We start from the raw sequence: 22365 nt of genomic DNA, 5'->3' as shown, positions 1-22365 counted from the left end.
GGACTGCCATGTCCGCGATCGAACCCGTTATCCCACGGCCGAAGCGGTTGTTGACGCAGAACGCGCGGCTGCGCCGGATCGGCGTGTGGAACTGGACCTTGCCCGCCCTGGCCCTGCGCCTGCCGGACGGGCGCACGGTGCGCACGTGTCCGTCGGCGGGAGTGTGCGCGCAGGCGTGCTACGCCCGCGCGGGCACCTACACCTGGCCCGTCGTCGCGGCCAAGCACGCCGCGAACCTCGCCTTCGTGCTCGACGACCCGCACGGGTGGGAGAAGGCGATGCTCGCCGAGCTCGCCGCGCCCCGCTTCACCGGCGCGTGGGTGCGCATCCACGACTCCGGTGACTTCTTCTCCGACACATACCTCACGGCGTGGCTGCGGATCATCCGCGCCCGCCCCGCAACCTACTTCTACTGCTACACCAAGGAAGTCGACCGCGTGCGGCGTCTGGTCGTTCCTGATCCGCCGGGCAACTTCCGGTGGGTGTTCAGCTTCGGTGGCACGCAGGACGCCGAACTCCGCGAGGATGACCGGGTCGCGGATGTGTTCCCCGACAGTGACGCGATCACCGAGGCGGGCTGGGCCTCGCAGGAAGCCTCCGACCTGCTGGCCGTGCTCGGCCCGCGCCGGGTCGGCATCCCGGCGAACCGGCTGCCCAGCGCGCGGAAGCGGTTGCGGGGCAGGACCTTCCGTACCTGGCAAGCCGAAACCACCCGAAACCGTGCACGCGAGTCCGGGGAACGGGACGCGGCATGAGACACCAGTTGTGGCCGCCGGTCGTGGAGTTCCTGCACGACCCCTCCGGCACGCTCACCCAGCTCCTGGACGCCCTCACCGGGATCGCCACGCGGTGGTGGCCGATCGTCCTGCCCACGACGGGGATCGTCGGCGCTGTGGTGCTCGCTGTGTCGCTGTGGTGGCGCCAGGAGTGGAGACGGCGGCTGGGCGCGCGGGCGCGCGTCATCTCGATCCTGCCGCCCCCGACCGCGACCGTGGAGGGGGCGATCACGTTGTGGTCCAACATGCTCGGGCTGCTGCGGCCCAAGCGGCTGCGGTGGTTCCAACCGCATGTCGCCTTCGAGTACGTGTTCACCCACTCCGGGATCGACATCCAACTGTGGGTGCCCGGAGTGATCCCGGCAGGGATGGTCGAGCGCGCGATCGAAGCCGCCTGGCCCGGCGCCCACACCCGCACCCGCCCCGCCACCACGCTCCTGCCGAACGGGGAGAACGTGGTCGCGGCGGGCGGACGTCTTCGGCTCGCGATGGCCGAGGCGCTGCCGCTGCGCACCGACCACCCGGCCGATCCGCTGCGCGCGCTGCTCGCCGCTCCCGGCGTGCTCGGCGACCACGAGGCCGTGTGCGTGCAGATCCTCGCCCGCCCCGCCGCAGCGTTGCGCGTCGCCGCCGCCCGGCGCGCGGCCCGCCGCCTGCGTGCCACCGCGACACCCGGCCGGGTGCTGGACGCGGTCACGCCGGGCCGCCACCCGGCACGGCTCGTGGATCGGCAGACGACGATGGCAGCCACTGTGCAGGACCGGGCGGTGGTGACGAAGCTGCGCGGGACCGCGTTCACCGCGCACCTGCGCTACGCGCTCACCACCGTGCCCGATCCCGCGGAGACCTCGGTCGCCCGCAGCGCGGTGCGCGGACGAGCGCACGCGGTCGCCGCGGCCTTCGCGGCGTTCTCCGACCACAACCACCTCCGCCGCGCCCGACTCCCCCAGCCCCAGCCGTGGGTGAACACGCGACGGTGGGCACGCGGGAACCTGTACTCGGTGCCGGAACTGGCCGCAGTCGCGCACCTGCCTACCGATGACACGGTGCTCGGGCTGCGGCGGGCCGGAGCCCGCCCGATCCCACCGCCGCCCGGCATCGCCACCACCGGGCCCGGGATCAAACCGCTCGGGATCAGCGACGCCGGAGCGGCCCGCCCGATCGGCCTGCGCCTGGCCGACGCACGCCACCACGTGCACATCCTCGGCCCGACCGGCTCCGGCAAGAGCGAACTCCTCGCCCGCCTCGCCCTCGACGACGCCACCCACGGGCGCGGCGCGGTGGTGATCGACCCCAAGGGCGATCTCGTCACCGACATCCTCGCCCGCCTACCCGAACACCTCGGCCCACGCGTCGTGCTCTTCGACGCCCGCTCCACCACCCGGCCACCGGTCCTCAACCCCCTCGACGCACCCGATCGCCTGCGGGCGGCCGACAACCTCGTCTCGATCATCTCCCGCATCTACGCCTCCAGCTGGGGACCCCGCACCGAGGACGTCCTGCGCTGCGGTCTGCTCACCCTCGCCGCCGCCCCCGGCACCCCGAAACTCAGCGACCTCCCGACCCTGCTGACCAACCAGGCGTTCCGGCACCGCGCGCTCGCCCACGTCGGCGACCCGATGCTGCGCACCTTCTGGGCCGACTACAACGACCTCTCCGACGCCGCCCGCCTGCACATCACCGGACCGCTGATGAACAAACTCCGCGGACTCCTGCTCCGACCGTTCGTCCGCAACGCCATCACCGCCGGACCCTCCACAGTGGACATGAACCGGGTGCTCGACGACGGCGGCCTCTGCCTCGTACGCCTGGCCAAAGACCACCTCGGCGCCGACACCGCCCGTCTGGTCGGCTCGATCATCGTCGCCGCGACCTGGCACGCCACCACCGCCCGCGCCGCAATACCCCGACACCAACGGCGCGACGCCGGGCTCTACGTGGATGAGGCGCACAACTTCCTGAACCTGCCCATCCCTCTGGACGACATGCTCGCCGAAGCCCGCGCCTACGCCCTGTCTGTGCTCCTGGCACACCAGAACCTCGACCAGCTCTCCCGCGAACTCGCCGAAAGCATCTCCGCCAACGCCCGAACCAAGATCATCCTCTCCGCCAGCCCCGAGGACGCCCGCCGCCTCGCCCGCCACACCCACCCCCAGCTCACCGAGCACGACCTCGCTCACCTCGACGCCTTCCAAGCCGCCGTCCGCCTCGTCTCCCACGGCGCCACCACCCCGGCGTTCACCCTGCGCACCGAGAAACTCCCGCCCGCCATCCCCGGGCGCATCAAAGCCATTCGCCGCGCCGCCGCCGTCAACACCGGTCCACACGGTGCGTTCGCGCCCGCGCCGAACGCCCGCGGCGCCGCCTAAACCGGACCGGCTCAGGAGGTTCACCGTGATCACCAACACCACGCGGCAACGACAACTGCGCGGGCACATGCCTCGTCGCGTCCCCATCCGCCACGCAGGAAGCGCCCAACACCAGGCTCACCTGGCCGCTCGGCTCACCGCCCGCGATCGGTGGCTGGCCCGGATGCTGTTGGAACACAAGGTGTTGACCACCCACCAGATCACCGCGCTCGCGTGGCCCAGCCGCCGCGCAGCGAACCTCCGCCTCCGCGCCCTCTACGAGGCGCGGGTCGTGGATCGGTTCCAGCCCTTCGTCACCATCGGCACCGCCCCGGCGCACTACGTCCTCGACACCGCCGGGGCCGTGCTGCTCGCTCACGAAGCCGGCCTCCCGCTCAAGGCACTCGGCTACGAGCACCGAGCGGCGATCGGAATCGCCCACTCCCTGCGCCTGGCCCACACTGTCGGCACCAACGACTTCTTCGCCGCACTCGTCCACCGCGGTCGACTGCGTTCCGACCACGGGCGGCTCAGCGTGTGGTGGTCGGAGAAGCGCTGCCGCCTCCATATCGGCGACCTCGCGCGTCCCGACGGTTACGGCCGCTGGCACCACGGTGATCGCGAAGTCGACTTCTTCCTGGAGTACGACACCGGTACCGAAACCCTCGCCGTGCTCGCGGCGAAGTTGCGCGACTACGCCGACCTCGCCGCTGCCACCGGCATCACCATTCCCGTGCTGTTCTGGCTGCACAGCACCGCCCGCGAAGCCACCGCTCGACGCGTCCTCCTCACCGCGCACGCGGCGCTCGATGACCCGGCGCTCGTCCCAGTCGCCACCACCGCGACCGACCTGTTCGGCGCCCAACAGGACCCCGCGGCAGCCCGCTGGCTTCCCCTCCACGCCGCAGGCGCAACCAGTTCGGCGTCGAGACGATGCCGCCTCGACGAACTCCCCGCACGGCCCGCCAGCTCGCACGCGGAGAACGCCGCGACGCTCAGCGGGACCGGCGTGGCGGTGCCCGATCCGATGCCGCCGGAGGAGCCGCTCGCCTGGCACGGACGACCGTCGTGAAGATCGTCCTCGCCGTCGCCGCCGTCCTGCTCGCCCTGGCCACCACCGTGCTCGCCACCGCCCACGCCGCCGTTTCCCTGCTGCTCGGCGGAGGCAGCACGCCGAGCACGAGCGCGCTCGACGACATCCCCGGCGACTACCTCGCCCTCTACCGCACCGCCGCCGGACGCTGCCCCGGACTCGACTGGGCCGTGCTCGCCGCCATCGGCAAAGTCGAAACCAATCACGGCCGCAGCACCCTGCCCGGCGTCCACTCCGGCGCGAACTCGGCCAAGGCCAAGGGACCGATGCAGTTCCTACAACCCACCTTCGACGCCGTCGTGCGCCGCCACCCACTCCCCGCGGGCGGAACGAACCCGCCCTCCCCGTACAACCCGCACGACGCCATCCACGCCGCCGCCCACTACCTCTGCGACAACGGTGCAGGCAGCGGCGACCTCCGGCGCGCGATCTTCGCCTACAACCACGCCGACTGGCACGTCACCAAAGTCCTCACCCAGGCCAACGCCTACCGCGCCCCCGCGCCCGGAAGCTCCCCGAATCCCGCTGCGGCACAGGCGATCGCCTACGCGCACGGCCAACTCGGCCAGCCCTACGTCTGGGGCGGCGACGGACCCGACGCCGGAGAGCACGGCTTCGACTGCTCCGGGCTCACCAAAGCCGCCTACCACTCCGCAGGAGTCTTTCTCCCCCGCACCGCCGACGCCCAATACCGCGCCCTCCATCGCGTTCCGCACGACCAGCTCCAACCAGGAGACCTCGTCTTCTACGACAATCCCCGCGTCAGAATCACGCATGTCGGCATCTTCATTGGCCAAGAGAAAATGATCCACGCTCCAACCTTCAATAAGCCCGTACAGATCAGCGACTATCGCTGGAACGGTGATCAGTTCGTCACCGGCGCCAGACCTGCGCACTGAGGATTACCCAAGCGACGACTGCCTTCCCATAGATGTCGCCCGATGTCGACAAGTCTTAGCATGGCACAACGTCCATCCCGATTGACTTGGACGAGAGTCCCCAGAAAACTAATTTCTCCCCGCCGCTATATTGTTCAACCAGCAGATCACGTCACATACAGGAAGGATCCGGGCCCGGGATGGGGAACAGCGTTCGCAACAGGGACATGGTTCGACTCTACGTCGAGTCCCAGACGCGGGAGAAGGTCGTCCATGTCGAGTTCGCCACCGAGGAGCGAGTCGGCATGACTCTCTACGACATCTGGGATGTGCACTGCACGGACAGCCGGTGGTGGGTGATCAATCATCCAATGAATCTCTACACCCAGAACGACTTCAAGAGCCGCGACGTAGCGCTGACATTTCATATCGGCCTGACTACCCGAGTGAGGTCTCAACACGACCAGGCCATATATAGGGAAGATGAGATGGCGCCCGGCACGTGGGGACGTTGGGCTCAAGCCGTGGAAGCAATGCTGCACGGAAGTGAAGCCGAAGATTTTCAGGCAGTCGGTGTCCGACTTCGTGAATGCCTTGTGACCTTTGCGATGGAAGTAGCGGATGATCGCTTGATACCGGAGGGAGAACAGGCTCCTCGCGCAGCTGACGTCAAAGCATGGGCAGCCCTACTCGCGAACTATCTTGCCCCAGGAAGTAGCGCCAAGGAGCTTCGAGCGTACCTGAAAAGGGTATCGGAGCAAACGTGGACATACGTCAACTGGCTTACGCATTCAAAGAATGCACGGTATATCGATGCTGACATCGGATCAGAAATGGTGCGCCACATCATTGGAATGTACGCCGGAGCACACATTCGCATGAACGAAATTCTGAACCCCAACTTTCACCCCTGCGACGACTGCGGGTCGTACGAGATCTCAGAAGGAATCTGTCAATCTTGCGACTGGGTGGACCCCAACTATCAACCCATGCTCCCCCTGTCAGAGTGGCCGGAAGCCAAGAAGACACATTCCGGTGATTGCGTACCCAGCTCGGACATCTCGACCTTTATCAGCCCAAAGAATCCCCCTCTAGGGAATACGCGGTAGTCACACGAAGATGGGAGCCATAAAGAATTGGCTACGGAGTGCAGGCGGGATCCAACGACACGCGACAGCTCCAGCGCCAGCGCCACTTGGTACGACATGGACTCGACTGTCGGTGGGAGGAGGTAGATTGCTCTCGCCACGTTCTACCGCATCGGACTGGACGGTCACCATGGACTTCTCGACGCTGCCCCGTGGGCAGATCGCATGGTCTTCGCTGATCAACGAAATCAGCAAGACTGACGACCGGGTCGAGCGACACTACCTCGAACTGAAGTCCGATATCGATCTTGACGAAGCCGCCGGGCGAGCTAAGGTAGTGAAGTTCATCCTCGGCGCGGCCAACCGAGATCCTGACATCGCGGCGCGATACCTTGAAGGGCACGCGTTGATGATCCTAGGAGTCGCACCCGGTGCGATCCACGGTATCCGCGCTTTCGAGGCCAAGGATCTCCAGCGCTTCGTCGACCGCTGCACCGGAACTCCAGGGCCAGGCTGGGATTTTGAGCGCATACCCGCAGCCAACGGAAGAGACGTCATCATCATTGTCGTCATGCCGCCCACAGGTGAGGTCTGGACATGCAGGAACGACGGTGCGGACAAACTGACGGACGGCGCCATCTTTCTCCGCGCTGACGGTGAGACCAGGCTGGCTAAGGGCGCAGAGGTTCGAGCAATGATCGACCGAGTCCAACGGAAGCCCGTCGCGGTCGAACTCGACGTCAAGTTTCTCGGTAGTGCCGTGCGACACCCACACGAGTCCGAGGAAGCACTTAACGAGTACCTAGAACACGTTGCCGGAAACCTCAGGCGTCTACCAAAACGTTCCGAGCTTTCCTTGAGTCCTGAGGTTATTACAGCCTTCAGCGTCATTTCATCAATGCCGCCAGTCGATCGTCGCAGCCGGGCAGCGTTCTTGGATGAAGTCGAGCGCTGGAAGGAGAAGGTGCGTGAAGCTTGGCCGGAGCTGCTTGACCACTTGGCTGGCGCCGCCGGCCACGGATCTCATTTGAGCGTTCACAACAATAGCGACGCCTTCCTGGAGAACGCGCAGCTTCAGGTCAATATTGGACCCGCTCGGACTATTGACCCAGTGGAGCGTGACGATTTCAGCCTGACATCAACACTGCCAAATCCCCCCACCCCCTGGGGGACCGATACTCTCCTACAGGGCGCGATTCTGGACCCGTTGCTTTTCGCAGATATAAGTTCTCGAACTCCTGCCAATGTTCGTGGTGTTTCTTACCGGAACTATGGCAGCTTCACGACTCTGACCGTGGACTTGGGTGCGCTGCGCCCGCGTAGCGTCCATGTGACCGATATAGATGAGTTCGTTCTGACCACAAGAGCATCCGACACTACCGAGCTGCATGGCACCTGGAGCATCACCGCCCGCGGACATCATCGCGTATTCGAAGGCGAACTGATCATTCCTGTCAGAACGCTTCAAGACACCAACAAAGTTATCAGCTCCATACTCATCCCCAATAGTGGGGGCCACGATTAAGCAAACGAGATTCGACCCGGCCAATGGAAATGCACATAAGCAGGTTGAACATTTTTAACAATTACCCCACAGAAGATGGATTCCTGCCCCTCAGCCCCGAAGGACCTACGGATACAGGCCGATTTCTGCCAAAAATCGACTGGGGCCATCGCATGATCGATTTCCGTTCGACCATTGAACGTAGCCCGAGCAGAAGATCTGCACCTCGTCGCGAGCCCGGGTGACCGAAACATAGAATTTCCTGCGATCTTCGGCCATTTTTGTGGGACTGTCGAACGAATTGAAGTGCGGCATTTGCCTTTCGTCCATTCCGAGGATTAGAACGAGGTCGAATTCGAGCCCTTTGCTCAACGTCATGGTCGTCACTTCAACTCTATCGAGTTTACGCGCTCGTTGCGAGAGATCGTGGACGGTCAGTCCGGCAATCGGTCCACTTGTGAGCGCGGCCGACATGTCGGCGATGGCTGCGGCGTCCTCGGAGCGGGTGACGGATTCGAATCCTTCCCGTAGGCCGAGGTCGAGGAGTTCATTGAGGAAGTCCTGGGCGAGCCGGGTCGCGTTGCGTCGAGAGTTCATGAGCAGCGTGGTGAGGCGTACGTCGTCCTCGCGTTGCCAACGCGATCCCAGGAGTTGGCGCCAGCGCTTGAGCAGGGTTCCGAGGGAGTGGCTGCTGTTCTCTCGGCCCAGGACTGACCACGCTGCACACGCTTCAACGAAGGTGGTGGCGAGAGTCTGCCCGTATTCGGTGCTGCGGACGGTGGCGGGGATGCCCCGATCACGGAGTGCTTGGGCGACCTGGCGGCATTGGGCGTTGGTGGCGCAGAGGGCGACAATGTCGTGTAGGAGGACTCCGCGCTTGTGTGCGTCCTGCGCTGCTTGGGCGGCTGCGTCGCACTGGGCGCGGAAGCCAGCGATGTACCGGGTCGCGATTACCGCGCCTCCGGCTCGGTCACCGACCATGTGGTGCGCGCCTTGGCGGAGCAGGTTCGCGACGCGGATGATCTCGTTCCTGGACCGGTAGTTGTGGTCCAGCCGGACCGTCATCACGCCTGGGGTGGCGGCGAGCTCGTCGAGCAGTTCGGGGCGGGTTCCAGTCCAGCCGTACACCGCTTGGTCGGGGTCGCCGACGGCGAAGAGCTCCGCGTGGATCGAGTAGTCGAAGCACAAGGCGCGCACGAGGCGGTGGAGTCCTGGTGCGAGGTCCTGGTACTCGTCGACGTAGAGGCGGGGATGCCGGGCGGCGAGGACTGTGCGGACCAGTTCGTGTTGCTCGACGAGGTCCACCGCAGTGGCGATTGCCCTGGAGAAGTCGATCAGCCCTTGGTCGAGAAGGTGCTGCTCGTAGAGCACCGCAGCATCTCGGATGCCGACGCCGCTGGCCGCCCATTCGGCGTCGTCGGACAGCTTCGTGCGATGGTAGTCGATGGCCACTCGTCTTGCGCGCGTGTCACCGTCCGGGCCGAAGACGATCGTGTTGGCACGCTTGAAGGCGTCGTTGACCTGCTGCGTGGTCGCGATCGAGGCCGTAGCGAACTCAGGCCGGCCGACGAGGCCGGCGAAAGGCGCGATGATCCGACGCAGCGCGAAGCTGTGCACGGTCCCGACAAAGAGGGTCGAGCGCTCAGGGGTTCCGAGAAGGTGCAGGCGGTGCCGGAGTTCGTCGGCAGCTGGTCTGGTGAGGGTGATGCAGGCGGCGCCGTGCGGTGGCGGAATCGTGTTGAACAGATCGTAGGCGAGGCGCGTGGTCAGGAGTTTCGTTTTCCCACTGCCGGGCGGGGCGAGCACGACGCAGTGTCCTTGGCTACAGAAGGCGTCCCACTGCCGTGAGTTGGTTTGCAGTGCGCCAATGGACGCCGACAGCGAGTTCACTGGCGTCCCAGGTAGTCCAGGGCACGTGCGATATAGCCCGGGGCGCGCAGGTCTCGAAGGGCGAGCCGTTGCGCGAAACGTCCTTTGCCGCCCACGGCGTCGATCCTGTCCATGAACGCCGTGAGATCGGGGGCCGTCGATCCCCACGCCTGCACGAGGTCGTGGTGGTGCATTGTCTGCTTCAGCTCGGTCAAGGTGGCGAAGCAGTGGTTGACGTTGTCACCGCCCGCGGTCAGCAGGTCGTACTCGAATGTGGTGGTCCCTACGAAGATCCCGTGCTGCTCGCGGGGGCCGGTCTTGCGGATGACGGCGAGCAGCTTCTCCGCACGCCGGACGCCTTCGCTGACGCCGTGGTCGGTGAGGTCAGCGTCGGTCACCACCGCCCACGGGATCTTGAGCGCTTCGCAGAAGCGAGCGTAGGTCGTGAAGTGGGTTCCGTGGATGGCGCAGACGGTGACCCCGGCCTTGTCGAGATCCAGGCCGCGGGTGCGGGCGAGGGCGGGGAGAAGAACCTGCTCGGCATATCCCTCGACCAGCAGGACACGGCGGGCGAAGACGAGTTCAGCGCGGGTGGCGTCAAGGTAGCGGGCGATGTCGTCCCACTCGGCGTCAGTCAGCTCGGCTTCGTGGGCGGAGGCCGCCGTGGTCTGGCCGTCGACCTCGCGCAGGACGACGAGACTGCGCGGCGCGGCGACACTGGCGATGTGCGGGGATTGTGTCGTCACCAGCGTGGTGCGGTCGGTGTCGTCGGGGTTGAGCAGGCGCCGGAACACCGAGCGCTGCATGTGCGGGTGCAGGTGAGCTTCGGGTTCTTCGATCGCCATGACGACGTGGGCGATGTCGGCGGTACGGAGCTTGTGCTCGAGGCCGAGTTCCAGCAGCGCCAGGTAGAGCACGTTGAGCGTTCCGAGGCTGGTGGTGCCGAGTCGACGGTGGGCTGGGCCGTCGACGAACAGCTTCATGTTACGGATCAGACGCAGTGGATCGTCGGCGGCGACGGCGAGTTCAGTCTCCAGCGCTTGGTTGGCGCCCACGATGTCGGCGATGCGCTTGCTGATGTTGACCGCGACCTGCTTGATCTCGCCGAGGTCGTTGACCTTCTCGTTGGCGTCCTTCATCGCTTGCCGAACGGCGTCGAGCTCGCTCGTCGGCACGGCGCTGGCTGCGGCCTCCAGCAACGTGCGCAGCGGCGAACGGCGGTAGTTGTTCAGGTCGGTCTCCACGTCGCGCAGCGCTGGCAGGAAGACCAGGCACAGGTAACCGCGCAGATCCGGGTGGAGCGGCTTGTCCGCGTTCTCGCCGCCGAAGAGCTGCGCCTGGTAGGACACCGTGGCGCCGGGGTCCAACGATCCCGTGTCACGTGGGGCGAACAAGTAGGTCAGGCGAGCGCGCATCGGATCGCCTGGCACGAGCGCGTCCCCCAGCACGGCGACAAGGGCATGCTGGTCCTCGAACTCCACCAACTCGACCGAGATCATGATGACCTCTTCGGCGGCCATCGGGTCCCAGTTGACGGTGCTGTCGCTCAAGCCGTCCCAGAAGTCATCGCGGCTGAGGTTCCGCTCCTGGGATGACAGCGACGGATCGAGCACGAGCCGGATCGCATGCAACAGGTTGCTCTTGCCCACACCATTCTCGCCGACCACAACAGAGCCCGGTTCAAGGCGAAGGTCAACATCCGCCAGGTTGCGGAAGTTCTTCACGACGAGTCGGTCGATACGCACTACGCTCTCCACGCTCCGGGACCAGATCCGGGTGGCCGTAACGTCGTGCAGTGGACCCGGTCCAGGCTCGTGCAATGCGCGAGCCGTAGCCTCGCAGCCTAGACAGAGACGTGCTCCACCCTCCTCTCCAGACAGGATCGACGGGCACCGCTAGGGCTGCGGTCGCGGCATCGGGTTCCGTTGAGCAACAGCACTTTCGCGTTCAAGGGTAAGTGAGTGCTGCCAAGGCTATCTGTGCTTGGATGATGTCCTGGGCGATCGTGGTGCACTCGTTGCGTTGTCGAACGGCGCGGGTGACCCAGTCCTCGGTGAGGGTGTTGCCGACGCCGAAGATCGTGTTGGGACCGAGGTTCCAGAGCAAGCTGTTGACGGCGAGGCAGGCGACGGCGAGTTCGTCGATGTCGCCCGCCACCCAGGTGACGGTTCGAGGGTCTTTTCCGTTGTGACGCATGGCTTCGGCGGCAGCGCGGAGCATCTCTCCGGTGCCTGCGGCAGGCTCGCAGAAGGAGCTGTTCTCCTCAGGCGTGACCAGAGCGGCCATGAACTCGGCGACGCAGGCCGGCGTGTAGATCTGGCCACGTCCGGTCCGGGCGGAGTCGCTGCGGAGCAGCGCGAGCAGCGGCCCGAGGAGGTCGACCTGGTGGTTTCGGTCGCCGTGGCTGAGGGTGAGCAGTCCGGTGTTCACCGCGGTGTCGGCAACGGCTTTGACGGCGTCGACCACGGTGTTTTCTGGGTTGTTCCAGAGCCATGCGAGCATGGGATACAGGTTGGGGATGAGGTCGGGTTGTGCGGTGATCACCGCGCGCCACGTGGCGCGGCAAGTGTGCGCGAACTCGGCGCTGCTGACGCTGTTGAACAGCTCGCGGGTGCTCAGGCTGTCAGGTTCGGGTGGTTGGAGCAGGCAGAGAACGGCGACCGTGGACACCGGAATGTGGGCGTGATCGCTGGCGTAGGCGTGGCTCCACGTTCGTTCGACGGCTTCGGCGATGCGAAGTGCGTGTTGGCGCGCGTCACGTGGCCACGCCGCGTGGTGCTTGGCACTGGGGATGTCTTCGTTCTTCATGGTCGTCTCCATGGGGTTGCGCTTCAGGGTGTTGTGGAGAGCTGGGCTCTGAATCGAGCGTTCGCTTCGTTGCGGAGCGAGCGCGACGACAAGCCCGTTCGGCCCCGCGGCTTCAGGTCGCACTGCCCGTGCGGAGCACGGTCATGAAGATCAGGCGGCGCGCCGTTGTGACGCTCGGGCCGTGAAGGCATCCGCGCTTGCGAAGGCGACGGCCAGGCGAGGAGCGGCTGCTGTATCGCGATAGCAAGCTCGGCTCAACGTATTGTCCATTGTGGACCATAGGGCGCTAGACTTGTTACTGTCGAACGGTTTCAAGCGTTGGCGTTGTCATACTGGCCCCGTGTCGAACGGTTCGAATTCGATCCTGAGAAAGATCCGACGTTCGTAGGTGTCGATGTCGTTGTGCCAGTTGTGGGCGTGCACCATGTCCGAGATCACCTCTCGGGCGAGGTCGGCACGCAGGCCCACGGGGTCGAGTCCGCGCACGGTGACGTAGAGCCACGCGATGCCCGGTGTCGTTTCGACGGTGATGTTGCAGCGTGCCAAGGGGGAGCTGGGGATTCTTGTCTGGACGGCGAGGTTGTCGGCTAGCAGTCGCGCGAGGTCGCTGAGGGCGAGGTGCGCGGTGGTGTGTGCAAGCGGGCCGTAGTGGCGTGCTTCGGGGATCAGCCACACGGTCCCGGTCTGGTGCGTCTCGGTGGTGTCGAGGGTGTGCCATTGCCCCGCGCGGTGCTGCGGATCGGTGTCGATGAGCCACAGGTGCACTTCGCCGTGGTCGAAGGCGTAGACGTGCGTAATGCCGGACGGTGGAAGCTGTTCGGTCCAGACTCGCGCGGCTGACCCGCGCGGCGGACACACCAGCTTCGGGGGCGCGGTGCCGGGGTCGCTCCAGCAGCAGCAGGCCGATACGGTGGCCCGGAAGACGTGCGCGCTGGTGGCGGTGATCAGCGCACGGCCGTGCGGGTCGGAGTCGTGGAACAGGCCCGTGGGTGTGGCATCCGTCTTGCGGTAGCCGAGCAGGCGTGCTCCGGGGCCTGTCCCGAGGTATGCGGCGGCGGCTTCGCCGTAGTCGGTGTTTCCGGGTGTGGATCGGTAGCGGTCCCATTCGTAGTTACGCATGGCTGGGCTCCGTGGTCGCGGCGAGGGCTTTGGCAATGGTGGTGGGGTGGATGCCGTTGTCGAGGGCGTGGCGGAGCAGGACGGCGAGTGTGGTGTTCGGGTTGGTGTTCAGCGCGATGTCCAGTGCAACGCGTGCGAGCGGGCCGTCGCCTTTGAGGTAGGCCGACAAGGCGAGCAGGGCAGCCGGATGGGCGCGCAGTGGTCCGGGGATCGTGCGGGTGAGGTGTTCCCACAGCACGCGTGCACCGTGCGCGGTGTCACCGAGGGCGAGCTGAGCCGCTGTGTCGCGCACGATGCCGATGTCGAGTGCCGCCACGATGGTGATCAGCGAGTCTGCTTCGGGAGGATTCCCGTTCTCGGCGGCGGTGATCGCCTCGGTCAAGGTGCTGTTGATCTCGCGCACGAGCGTGGATGAGCTGAGGTGTTGGCGCAGCTCGTCGGTCGCGGCACTGAGACGTTTCTCCCTCTCTGCCAACACTTCCGGCGGCTCGACGGGGTTCAGGCTGCGGGCGGCGGCTTTGGCGCTGGCGTGAACCACTCTGCCCCGCAGCGTGCTCTCGGCGGCGAGAACGCTGGAGTCGGAGTCGGCGACGGCGAAGCACTCGGCGGGATTGCCGTAGCGGCGGCAGGGCGCGCGGTGGAGCGTGCTGCGGGCCCAGAGGCTGGCGATGATAAGGATTCCCGCCGTGGTGAACACCTCGGACAGCACGTCCATTTCGGATTCGCGTGGCAACGAGGTGTCCGTGGCGGTGCCGTCGCAGATCATGATCACCAGCGCGCGATCGGTGGGGCCGATCGTCTCGGTGAGCCGTTCGGCGAGCGGGCGCATGTCGTCGACGAGTTCCGGGAGATCAGCGCGGAGCGCCCGGGTAAGGCGGTCGCTGTCGGCGTCAACGACGAGGATGACGACGGAGTCGGTGGGGTGGAACCCGAGCAGCGGCGGGATGCTGGCGACGAGGTCCCCGACGGCCGACAACCGGACGGGGGCGTCACCGGTAGAAGTGTTGGTGGACATGGCTCTTCCTCATTCCTGATTCCTGCTGGCATGGCGTTCACGAACTGAGGGGTGAACGGCGTTGGCGCGCTGCCCGAGCGGTGCACGCTGCCGCGGAGAAAGGTGAGGGTGCTTCGGTGCTGGGTGTGGGTCGGCGGAGCCCCGGACCGCGGGGACGAGCCCGCGCGGCGCGGGTTCGTGCGCTCCGCCGACCACCACACATCCCACCCCGACATGCGGGGTGGGCCCGCTCCCGCGAACGGGAGGAGCTTCCTACCTTACCCGCAACCTCAGTGCGCCGAAGCACGATGAACCCGTCGTGTGCTGGCGAACTCGGGTAGGCGCGCGTGGTGGACGTGCTCGTTCACGCGTGCTGCGGTCGCGTGCTGGTGAAGGTGAGTGAGACGTCGAAGCGTCGATCGTCCGGCGCGGACAGGCTGGAGTAGTTGTAGCAGTCGGTAATCCGGTGGATGGCGGTCGCCAGCTCTCCGTACTCCTCCTCGTCCACGGCGTACAGCGTGGCGTCCCGGAGCGTGATACCGAGGTGCCGCCGCTCGTCGTCGCCGTCGACCTCGAAGCGCATCTTCCATATCGCTGACGGCTGGAAGTCGGTGTGGCTAAGGGTGATCAGGTCGGTCAACACCGCCGACGCGGTCTGCCGCAGTGTCCAGCGGCACGTCCGCGCGAACTCCGGGCCGTACTCGCGGTCCACGGGGATGGGCCCGTTCGTGTCGTTGTCGAGCATGCGCGGCAGGGACGTGAACGGTTCGGCGTGGCACGTCGGGTCGTAGACGGCGCACAGGTAGTCCGAAGGTATTCGCCGCCATGCGTCGCTGGTGTGCGCCAGCACCCAGACCGCGCCGTGGTCGAACGCGTAGGTCCACTGTGTGGGGCGGCTGGACGAATACGGCCATGGCCAACCCCGGTTCGGGCGCTGGTCGCTCGGGGTGGACGGGCAGCCCGAGTCATCCATGACCTGTCGAGCCCAGGCGTCGAAGTCGCTCGCGGTCTGGCACCCGAGTACGTCGGAGCCGTATTCGGTCTCGGCGAGAGCGCGGGGACTGGCGACCCCTTCCAGGGAGCCAATCCACCGTGCGTCGTGGCCACGTCCGATGTAGAAATCGGCGAACTCGTAGTCATTCATTGATTCTGCTCCTTGGTCTGGGGTGCTACGACTGGCCATGTTCCTTGCTGTGAAAGAACATCCTCACGAGGCGGCAAGGGCGTGGGCAGTGCACGCTTCCGAAATGCTTGGCAGTAAAGGGCTTTCGCGGTACGTGGTCGGTGTTCCAGCCTCCTGTCAGGACGCTGAGAGCACGTGGACGGTCGGCGAATGTGTCGGGCTAGCTTGGGTGATCGAGATCGTGGCGAGGAAGCGCCGATCGTTGGTGACGCTTTCGCTGCTGTAGTTGTAGTTCGCGACGATCTTCGACAGTTCCAGGCGAAGGGCGTCCTGCTCGTCGTCCGTCGCCGAGTCGGGCAGCCCCGAGGCTGTGATATCCAGGGTGCGCGCCGCTGTGTCCGTGGCGACGTCGTAGCGCAGCTGCGCGGCGAACGGTGGCGTCTCCGGTGAGTCGCTGGCAGCGATCAGGTCCGTGAACACGGCTGAGGCGGTCTGTGTGAGCCCCCATCGGGATGTGCGGGCGAACTCGGTCCCGTACTCGCGATCGGGTGGTATCGGGCCGTCCGCGTTCTCGGTGAGCATGATCGGAAACGGAAAATCCCCGTACCAGTGGGTCGTTGGGATCTCTCCCAACCCGTCGTGCCCGTAGGCGGCGAGCGGGTTGCCCGGAGGGACGAGATTCCAGGCGTTGTCCTTGTGCGACAAGGCGAAGATGTGGCCGCCGTCGAACGCGTAGGTCCAGTGGCTGGGTCGGCTGGTGTGGTAGACCCACGGCCACCCCTGATACTGGAAGTGGGCTGCCCCAGGAACCCAACGGTCGGCGTCCTCCAATACCTCAACGACGGCGAAATGAAAGTCTTCCGCGCTGTCCTGCTGGGTGAACATCCACGGGCCGGAGTCCGTGCCCAGGCCCAGGTTTTCGGGGCTGCCCAGTCCTTCCAGAGATCCAATCCACTGCGCGTCCTTGCCTCTGCCAGGGTAGAAGTCAGTGAAATCGTGGGGAAACATGGCGTTCGTTCCTCTCGGCTGATGGCGCTCGTTTCCTTGCTAGCTAGGGCTTGTGGCTCAGGAGATCAGGTAGGTACCGGGATGAAGCTCGCTCAATGGGCGATGCGGCAAGCTCTCCCCGGGATAGGGGGTGTGCAGGATCAGCGCGCCACCGTGCGAGGGGGCGTCATCAGGGACACGGCGGACGGTGAACGCGAACGCGCCGCGCGGATCGCCCACGCTGATCAGCACCGTGATCGAGTCCTCCGCCTCGTTGGTCACGATCGTGGCGGAATTGGCCCACGCCAACGCGATGGCTTGTGGTTCGTGGGGCCCGTCGTCCGGGTCGCCGTCCTCGTTCTCGTAGTCCGGACATAGGGTGTCGCCGTCGGCTCCGCTGAACCCGTCTCCGGTGTCGTCGAGGTCGGCGCCGCATCGCGCGCACCGGTACCCGGGAAGGTCGCCGCCGAACTCCAGTGCGACACGGGATTCGTCTTCTGTGGTCGCGACATAGTCGGAGTCGAGGTAGAGCGAGGCGGTCATGACGCGTTCCCCTCGAACAGGGTGCGCGCGAGGTGCGCGACCGCTTCGGCGTGCCGCAGGTTGACGACGGTGGTCGCCGTATCGCACACCCACTCGTTGGCCTCGAACCCGTAGTAGGTCGTCCGGATCAGCCCGTCATCAACCGGACACCCATCGCACCCGTTGGGACACAACGCTTCCAAGCCGCTGATCACGTCGTGACGCAACCACTCGTCCCATGCGTCCTCGGCAAGCCCGTCGACGTAGGTCGACCACGCTTGCTCATCGATCACGGGGTGGTCGCGCAAGCGCTCGATCACGTCAACGAGAACGGGGAGGATGTCGCAGTCGTCGTCATCGGGAAGCGCACGCCCGTAGGGCAAAGCAAGCCCCGTCGAGCCGTGGCCGCCGGAGAGGTGCACGAACGTGTCGTCGCCGTAGCCCGCAAGCAAGGCACGCACATTGGCGGCGTCGATGTCACTGCCGCCGTAGTCGGAGTACGACACGGGCAGCTCGATCAACTCCGCGTCCTCGGCACGCTCGGCGTGGTGCACGTGGGAGTAGGCAAGGTGTTCGCCGTGGTCGACTGGCTCGTGATGCAGGTAGCCGTTGACCGTCAACAGCTGGCAGCCAGCCGCGCGCAGTCGCTCGAACAGGTCGTTAATTCGGTTGATGTCTGTCGCTGTCGTGGGTGTGTCCGTGGTGGTGCGCATGGGATTCCCCTTGGCGTAGAACGGGTGTGTGTGGTTGTGCACGGAGTTCGCGGGGCACGACTCCCACTCCGTGGCTCGGTTCTACTGCTCGCCCTTCTCCATTCGCTCCAAGTCGCGACGCAGTTCCTCGGCCTCGCTGCGCAAGATCTCGGCCTCGTACGGGGTGTCGGTCAGGAAGTGCTGACCGCCCATCTCGACCAGGCGATCAGGCAGACGGCGAAGGCATTTGGGGCACACGGCCACATCCCTGTGCGGGCAGATCACGTTGCCCTGTCTCGGATCGACGTCGAATCCCAGCACTGCTTGGGGCGACCACTGATCGACAACACGGGCGGAGTCAGGCTCCGACGACGAGGTGCCGTCGTCGTCGCCGTCGCTGGCCTCGGTCCATTCCCACCAGCACCAGCCGTCGGCAATCGCGTACCAGCCGTTGCTGTCGGGGCGGATGATCTCGATTCCCTTGTCCGGGTCGTCGTAGACGAGGGCAACGAGGGCATCGACCCAGAACGCGCGCAGCCCGTCCCCTGGCTCGTAGGTGTCGTTCACGTCGTTGACGACCAGCTCCGCCTGCGCGCGTTCGAAGCGCGGGCAGAGCGCCCCGTTCCACCGTTCGCGTCGGTCGACGTATGCCGGGATGGGGGTCTTCATGTGGTCCAGCGCGACGTTGACGATCTCGAACCTGCTGCGATCCATAGCGATCACTCCCGTTCTTCAAGAGCGGTGTAGGTGTGGGCGCGCGGAATACACGGGCACGACTCCCATTCCGCGACGATCTACGAGTTCAGCCCCTCGCTGACGTTCGCTTCCGAGGAGGCTTTCTTCGCTGTACCACCATGCTACGTCGTCGCGGAGATCGACGGCGGGAAATTCAAAGGGAATTTCCAAGATTTTTTGCCCAATGCACATGAAAGTCGACACCGAAAGGGATCGAAAGATCGGAGGCGTGCATGTGGAAATACAAAGCCGGCGCGCACGATAGAAGTAAATGAAATAATCTGTCAGAATTGCGGAGATCTCGCGTGGCAACCTAAGGGGCATGCGCTGGCTGCCCGACCACCAGCCTCCTGGTCCAGGTGACCCGCCGCTCACGACTGTTCACCTCATCGGTGACCACCGAGTCTGCCCAGCCTCGGGATGCCCCTCTCGCGCCCCTGAAGTGCGATGACCGGGCAGTTCTCCCCTTCTCGTCTAGAGGGAAGCCCTGTGGGTAGGCCAGTGGGTAGTGCTGTGGGAAAGCCAGCGGGCGCCGACTACGCCACTGCGGGCGGCTCGCGAAGCATCTCCTCTGCGAGCCAGAGGGATCAACGGCGCGAGAATGCTCACCCAGTGCGAACGACCTGGTGCACGGTATATCCAGCCCCGCTGCCCAGTATCTCACTTCTCTGTCATCGGCTCCACTCCTTCACCGGCGTTCGCGTAATTGATCTGGCGTACTCCAGGAATCCGGCGCTGAGTTCGAGGTCGATCTCACGGAACGTGCGTGCGGCGAGGGCGAGTGTTCGTCCGATAGCGTCGACGCGGCCGAGCTGCACTTGAATTGTCATGATGTCGCGGTAGACGCTCTCGTTGTAGCGGTCGAGTGACCGGGCATGTTCCAGCAGTTGGAGCATGGTTTCCGGGTTGTTCTCCTGGGCTCGGATCAGGACACCGAGTGCGTCGAGGGCGTCTCGGCGAAGGGCTTCACGGAAGGGCTCTATCCACAGCGCGTCAACGTCCTCGGCGAGATCACCGCGGTAGAGCTGGAGGGCGTGCCCCAGCTGGGCGAAGGTGGCGGCTTCGGCCGCGCGCGTTGTTCGCAGAGCATGCTGGAGATGCCAGAGATCGACCGTGACGAGCTTGTCGTTGAGCCGGTACCGCCCGTCGTAGTTGACGATGACGTCGTTGACCGCGCCGTTGGCGGCATCGTTGAGCGCGCGGCGAAGCGTGGACATGGTGGTGTGCAACGAGTTGTAGGGGCGCGGCGGACGGCTGTCGGGCCACACCGCGTCGTTGAGGACGTCGCGGCGGACGCCTTGCGGATGCAGTGCGAGGTGAACGAGTACTTCGCGCTGCCGCGGCGTCAGGATGCCGACGAGCTCACGTTCGTCCGCGCCCTCACGAACGGCCAGCTGCACGTGGCCGAGGACCCGGACGGCGAGTGGGCAGGCCTCGGACGGGTCTCCAGCGCGTGGTTCCAGCAGGGGCGGGGCCGCTTCGATCCGCGTCGTCTCGACGTGCGGACACCGCCCAGGGACCGGCGGGATGTCAGCGGCGCCCTCGTCGGCGGGGTTCTCCGCGGTGTCGGCTGGCTGCGTTCGAGCAGCGACAGGTGTCGGTTCGGATGCGGAATCGTCGGCGTCGCGGAGTACGGCGAGCAGCGCGGAGGTGTCCTCGGCGGGGAGCGCGAACAACCGTGCACCGTCAAGTGTCACGCCTGCGGACCGCGCGGTGTTGACCGTTCCGTCGGGCAGCACGTGCAGAGTGACGCCGGTGCGCCATCGGCTCAGGAAGATCCCGGTGAGCCCGCACACCGTTCCGTGGTCGAGGATCTGTTGGAGACGAGGTTCGAGGTCGGGGGTTGGACGGGCGAGCAGCACGAGCGACGGCGAGCGGGAGCTGCTGGGCTCGCCAGCGGTGCGTGCGCGCACGGTCGTGTCCATCGCGGCGAGTGCGTCGTTGAGCGAGCCGACGACATGGACGGTGTACGGCAGATCCGGCAACGACACGGGGCCGACGAGGTGCTCCAGGTCGTTCGCGGGGATGAGGATGCGCGCGGGGCTTGTCCGCTGCTCGGTCAGCAGGTGCAGCAGCAGTGCGCGCGCGGCGTCGGGGGCGCCGGGCCCGGTGAGGCCGAGCCCGCGGCAGGCGGCGAGGTCCAGCGCGATCTCGCGGCCCCCGCGCACGCCGAGCTTTGTCACGAGCCGCGCTGTTCCGTGACGGCCCGGCGAGCTGTCAGCGGCGTCGTCGGAGGGCGCCGAGCCCGGCGTCGCGCCGATGACCGTCGTGTCGACAGGGAACTGGTGATCGGCATAGTTGGCGTGGTGGGCGCGCAAGGAGCGGATGACGGGCGCGCTCTGACGTTGGAGGTCGGCGCGTTCCCCGCTGCCGATGCGGTAGCGTCGTCGTCGCCACATCGCCGTTGAGGCCACCGCCGTTGCGATGACTCCGGCGAGGCCGAGGCTGACGAAGGCACCCGTTGCCACGTTCAGCCCCGGCGAGCTCGGACCGTCGCCGTGGTCGTCGACAGCGCTCGCAGTCGGTGGTGCCGCGCCGGAAAGCGTCGTGGAGGGGATCGACGGTGGGTGGGGTGGCGCGGTGCTCGCTGGTGGAGCGTGAGGCGAGGGCTCATCGCGTGGCTGCGGGGGTGGCGGAACCGGGACGTGCGCGGTGATCATCCATCCTGGGCGGACCAAGTGGGGATTGGTCAACGCGCGCCCGTCTGCCTGCTCGACGTCGCGGTTGAGCCGATACAGCTCAGGCCAGCGACTACCGGAGCCTGGGCCGTAAACGCGCTCGGCGATGCGCCACAGGCTGTCATGGATCTCGCCCTGAGGCGGGCGGACGTCCTCGGTCACACGGACCATGCCAGGCGGGGCCGCTTGCCGCTCGGGTGAGCCGGGCGTCAACGGTGCGGTAACGACGGTCGTGGCGGGCGCGGTCGACAGGGTTTTCATGCTGGGAGCCGCGTCCACGGCACGGTTGCCGACCAAGGCCAACACGATGGTGCCGATCAGGGCGGCGGCGAGCCTGCGCAGAGGCTCCCGGGAGCAGACACGTGCTTGGGTGATCCCGCGCGCCGCCTCGACGCTGCACCGCAGGACATCGAGGGTGAAGACGGACCAGACGATCCAGCACAGCAGGGCCAGGACGTCGAGCAGGAACCGCGGGCTCATCGGGCTGAGCAGAACCGTCTCGATCTCCAACCACGTCGGAAGGCGATCCGGAAGCGGAGAGCCAACGAACCGTACGAGGGCGTACGGGATGCCCACGACGAGTGCGAGCAGCACCGCGATCGCCAACAGCCCACGCGCCAGCCGGAACAGCACGGCGAACACCGCCCGCGCGGTGTGCTCGGGATGCGGCCGGTTCGGAGGCTGACGTGTCATGGAGGGCTCGATCCTTTGCAATACAAGGATTTACGGTGTCGATCGTGCTGGTGCCCGGGGACCGCTTGGGCGTGGATCGACGACATCGGTTGGGGCGTCTACCGATGCCTGGGGCTGTTCGCCACCGCTGGTGGTGGAGGAACCCGCGCCACGCCGCTTTCGCTTGGCACGGGAGGATTTCTGCGATTCCAGCCAGCGCGTCAGGTCGGCTGCGGGGATGTCGGTGAACGTCGCCAGTTCGGTGACGTCGATGACATCGAGCGCGGCGACCAGGGTCTCGCCGAGCTGCCGTTCGAGGACCTCAACCTGGTTCGTGGCGTTGGCATGGCGATGAGCGAGTTCGGAAATCTGCTTCGCGGCTGCCGCTCGGCGCACGCTCCGCGACGCGTCGCTTTCGGCTACGCGTCGCTCGATCTCATCCGGTGTTGCCATGGGGAGGTCCTTCCGTTGGTGACGCC

Annotated in this window: 18 protein-coding genes; 6 read left to right on the top strand and 12 right to left on the bottom strand. The window is 66.1% G+C overall.

Features of this window, described 5'->3' with window-relative positions:
* Nucleotides 1–8: 8 nt before the first annotated feature.
* The 6 genes from NLX83_RS15745 (at nt 9) to NLX83_RS15720 (ending at nt 7708) form a co-directional block, all read left to right on the top strand.
* Nucleotides 9–755 (top strand): GP88 family protein, encoded by a 747-nt coding sequence (locus NLX83_RS15745; RefSeq protein WP_254235589.1) that lies wholly within the window; start codon nt 9–11, stop codon nt 753–755.
* Nucleotides 752–3145, top strand: coding sequence for a type IV secretory system conjugative DNA transfer family protein (locus tag NLX83_RS15740; protein ID WP_254235588.1), 2394 nt, complete (start codon nt 752–754; stop codon nt 3143–3145). Before NLX83_RS15745 ends, NLX83_RS15740 begins: the two co-directional genes overlap by 4 nt.
* Nucleotides 3146–3170: 25 nt before the next feature.
* The gene (locus NLX83_RS15735) at nt 3171–4196 is read left to right on the top strand and encodes a replication-relaxation family protein (protein ID WP_254235587.1); all 1026 of its coding nucleotides are present in this window, start codon (nt 3171–3173) and stop codon (nt 4194–4196) included.
* Nucleotides 4193–5116 (top strand): C40 family peptidase, encoded by a 924-nt coding sequence (locus NLX83_RS15730; RefSeq protein ID WP_254235586.1) that lies wholly within the window; start codon nt 4193–4195, stop codon nt 5114–5116. The genes NLX83_RS15735 and NLX83_RS15730 overlap by 4 nt, the downstream gene beginning before the upstream one ends.
* Nucleotides 5117–5400: 284 nt before the next feature.
* Nucleotides 5401–6204 (top strand): hypothetical protein, encoded by an 804-nt coding sequence (locus NLX83_RS15725; protein WP_254235585.1) that lies wholly within the window; start codon nt 5401–5403, stop codon nt 6202–6204.
* A gap of 169 nt (nt 6205–6373) precedes the next feature.
* The gene (locus NLX83_RS15720) at nt 6374–7708 is read left to right on the top strand and encodes a hypothetical protein (protein WP_254235584.1); all 1335 of its coding nucleotides are present in this window, start codon (nt 6374–6376) and stop codon (nt 7706–7708) included.
* Between the two features lie 105 nt (nt 7709–7813).
* On the opposite strand, the gene NLX83_RS15715 is transcribed toward NLX83_RS15720, so the two are convergent.
* The 12 genes from NLX83_RS15715 to NLX83_RS15660 form a co-directional block, all read right to left on the bottom strand.
* On the bottom strand, nt 7814–9577 hold the full coding sequence (locus NLX83_RS15715; RefSeq protein ID WP_308209312.1) for an ATP-dependent helicase: 1764 nt from the start codon (nt 9575–9577) through the stop codon (nt 7814–7816).
* Complete coding sequence (locus NLX83_RS15710) at nt 9574–11301, bottom strand: ATP-dependent nuclease (protein WP_254235582.1); 1728 nt, start codon at nt 11299–11301, stop codon at nt 9574–9576. Before NLX83_RS15710 ends, NLX83_RS15715 begins: the two co-directional genes overlap by 4 nt.
* A gap of 202 nt (nt 11302–11503) precedes the next feature.
* The gene (locus tag NLX83_RS15705; protein WP_254235581.1) at nt 11504–12364 is read right to left on the bottom strand and encodes an N-6 DNA methylase; all 861 of its coding nucleotides are present in this window, start codon (nt 12362–12364) and stop codon (nt 11504–11506) included.
* Nucleotides 12365–12691: 327 nt separating this feature from the next.
* Complete coding sequence (locus NLX83_RS15700; RefSeq protein ID WP_254235580.1) at nt 12692–13483, bottom strand: hypothetical protein; 792 nt, start codon at nt 13481–13483, stop codon at nt 12692–12694.
* Nucleotides 13476–14498, bottom strand: coding sequence for a DUF4192 domain-containing protein (locus NLX83_RS15695; protein ID WP_254235579.1), 1023 nt, complete (start codon nt 14496–14498; stop codon nt 13476–13478). Before NLX83_RS15695 ends, NLX83_RS15700 begins: the two co-directional genes overlap by 8 nt.
* Before the next feature lie 343 nt (nt 14499–14841).
* On the bottom strand, nt 14842–15621 hold the full coding sequence (locus NLX83_RS15690) for a hypothetical protein (protein WP_254235578.1): 780 nt from the start codon (nt 15619–15621) through the stop codon (nt 14842–14844).
* Between the two features lie 156 nt (nt 15622–15777).
* The gene (locus tag NLX83_RS15685) at nt 15778–16608 is read right to left on the bottom strand and encodes a hypothetical protein (protein ID WP_254235577.1); all 831 of its coding nucleotides are present in this window, start codon (nt 16606–16608) and stop codon (nt 15778–15780) included.
* Between the two features lie 57 nt (nt 16609–16665).
* On the bottom strand, nt 16666–17130 hold the full coding sequence (locus NLX83_RS15680; protein WP_254235576.1) for a hypothetical protein: 465 nt from the start codon (nt 17128–17130) through the stop codon (nt 16666–16668).
* Nucleotides 17127–17822 (bottom strand): hypothetical protein, encoded by a 696-nt coding sequence (locus NLX83_RS15675; RefSeq protein ID WP_254235575.1) that lies wholly within the window; start codon nt 17820–17822, stop codon nt 17127–17129. Before NLX83_RS15675 ends, NLX83_RS15680 begins: the two co-directional genes overlap by 4 nt.
* A gap of 81 nt (nt 17823–17903) precedes the next feature.
* The gene (locus NLX83_RS15670; protein WP_254235574.1) at nt 17904–18515 is read right to left on the bottom strand and encodes a hypothetical protein; all 612 of its coding nucleotides are present in this window, start codon (nt 18513–18515) and stop codon (nt 17904–17906) included.
* A 692-nt stretch (nt 18516–19207) separates the two neighbouring features.
* Nucleotides 19208–21907: a BTAD domain-containing putative transcriptional regulator gene (locus NLX83_RS15665; RefSeq protein ID WP_254235573.1), complete on the bottom strand. Its 2700-nt coding sequence runs from the start codon at nt 21905–21907 to the stop codon at nt 19208–19210.
* A 30-nt stretch (nt 21908–21937) separates the two neighbouring features.
* Nucleotides 21938–22339: a hypothetical protein gene (locus tag NLX83_RS15660; protein ID WP_254235572.1), complete on the bottom strand. Its 402-nt coding sequence runs from the start codon at nt 22337–22339 to the stop codon at nt 21938–21940.
* Nucleotides 22340–22365 lie beyond the last annotated feature (26 nt).

This window comes from Allokutzneria sp. A3M-2-11 16 (assembly GCF_024213555.1).
Taxonomy (GTDB): domain Bacteria; phylum Actinomycetota; class Actinomycetes; order Mycobacteriales; family Pseudonocardiaceae; genus Allokutzneria.
Note: the sequence above shows the minus strand (reverse complement) of the source record. Positions and strands in the feature narration are given on the sequence as shown.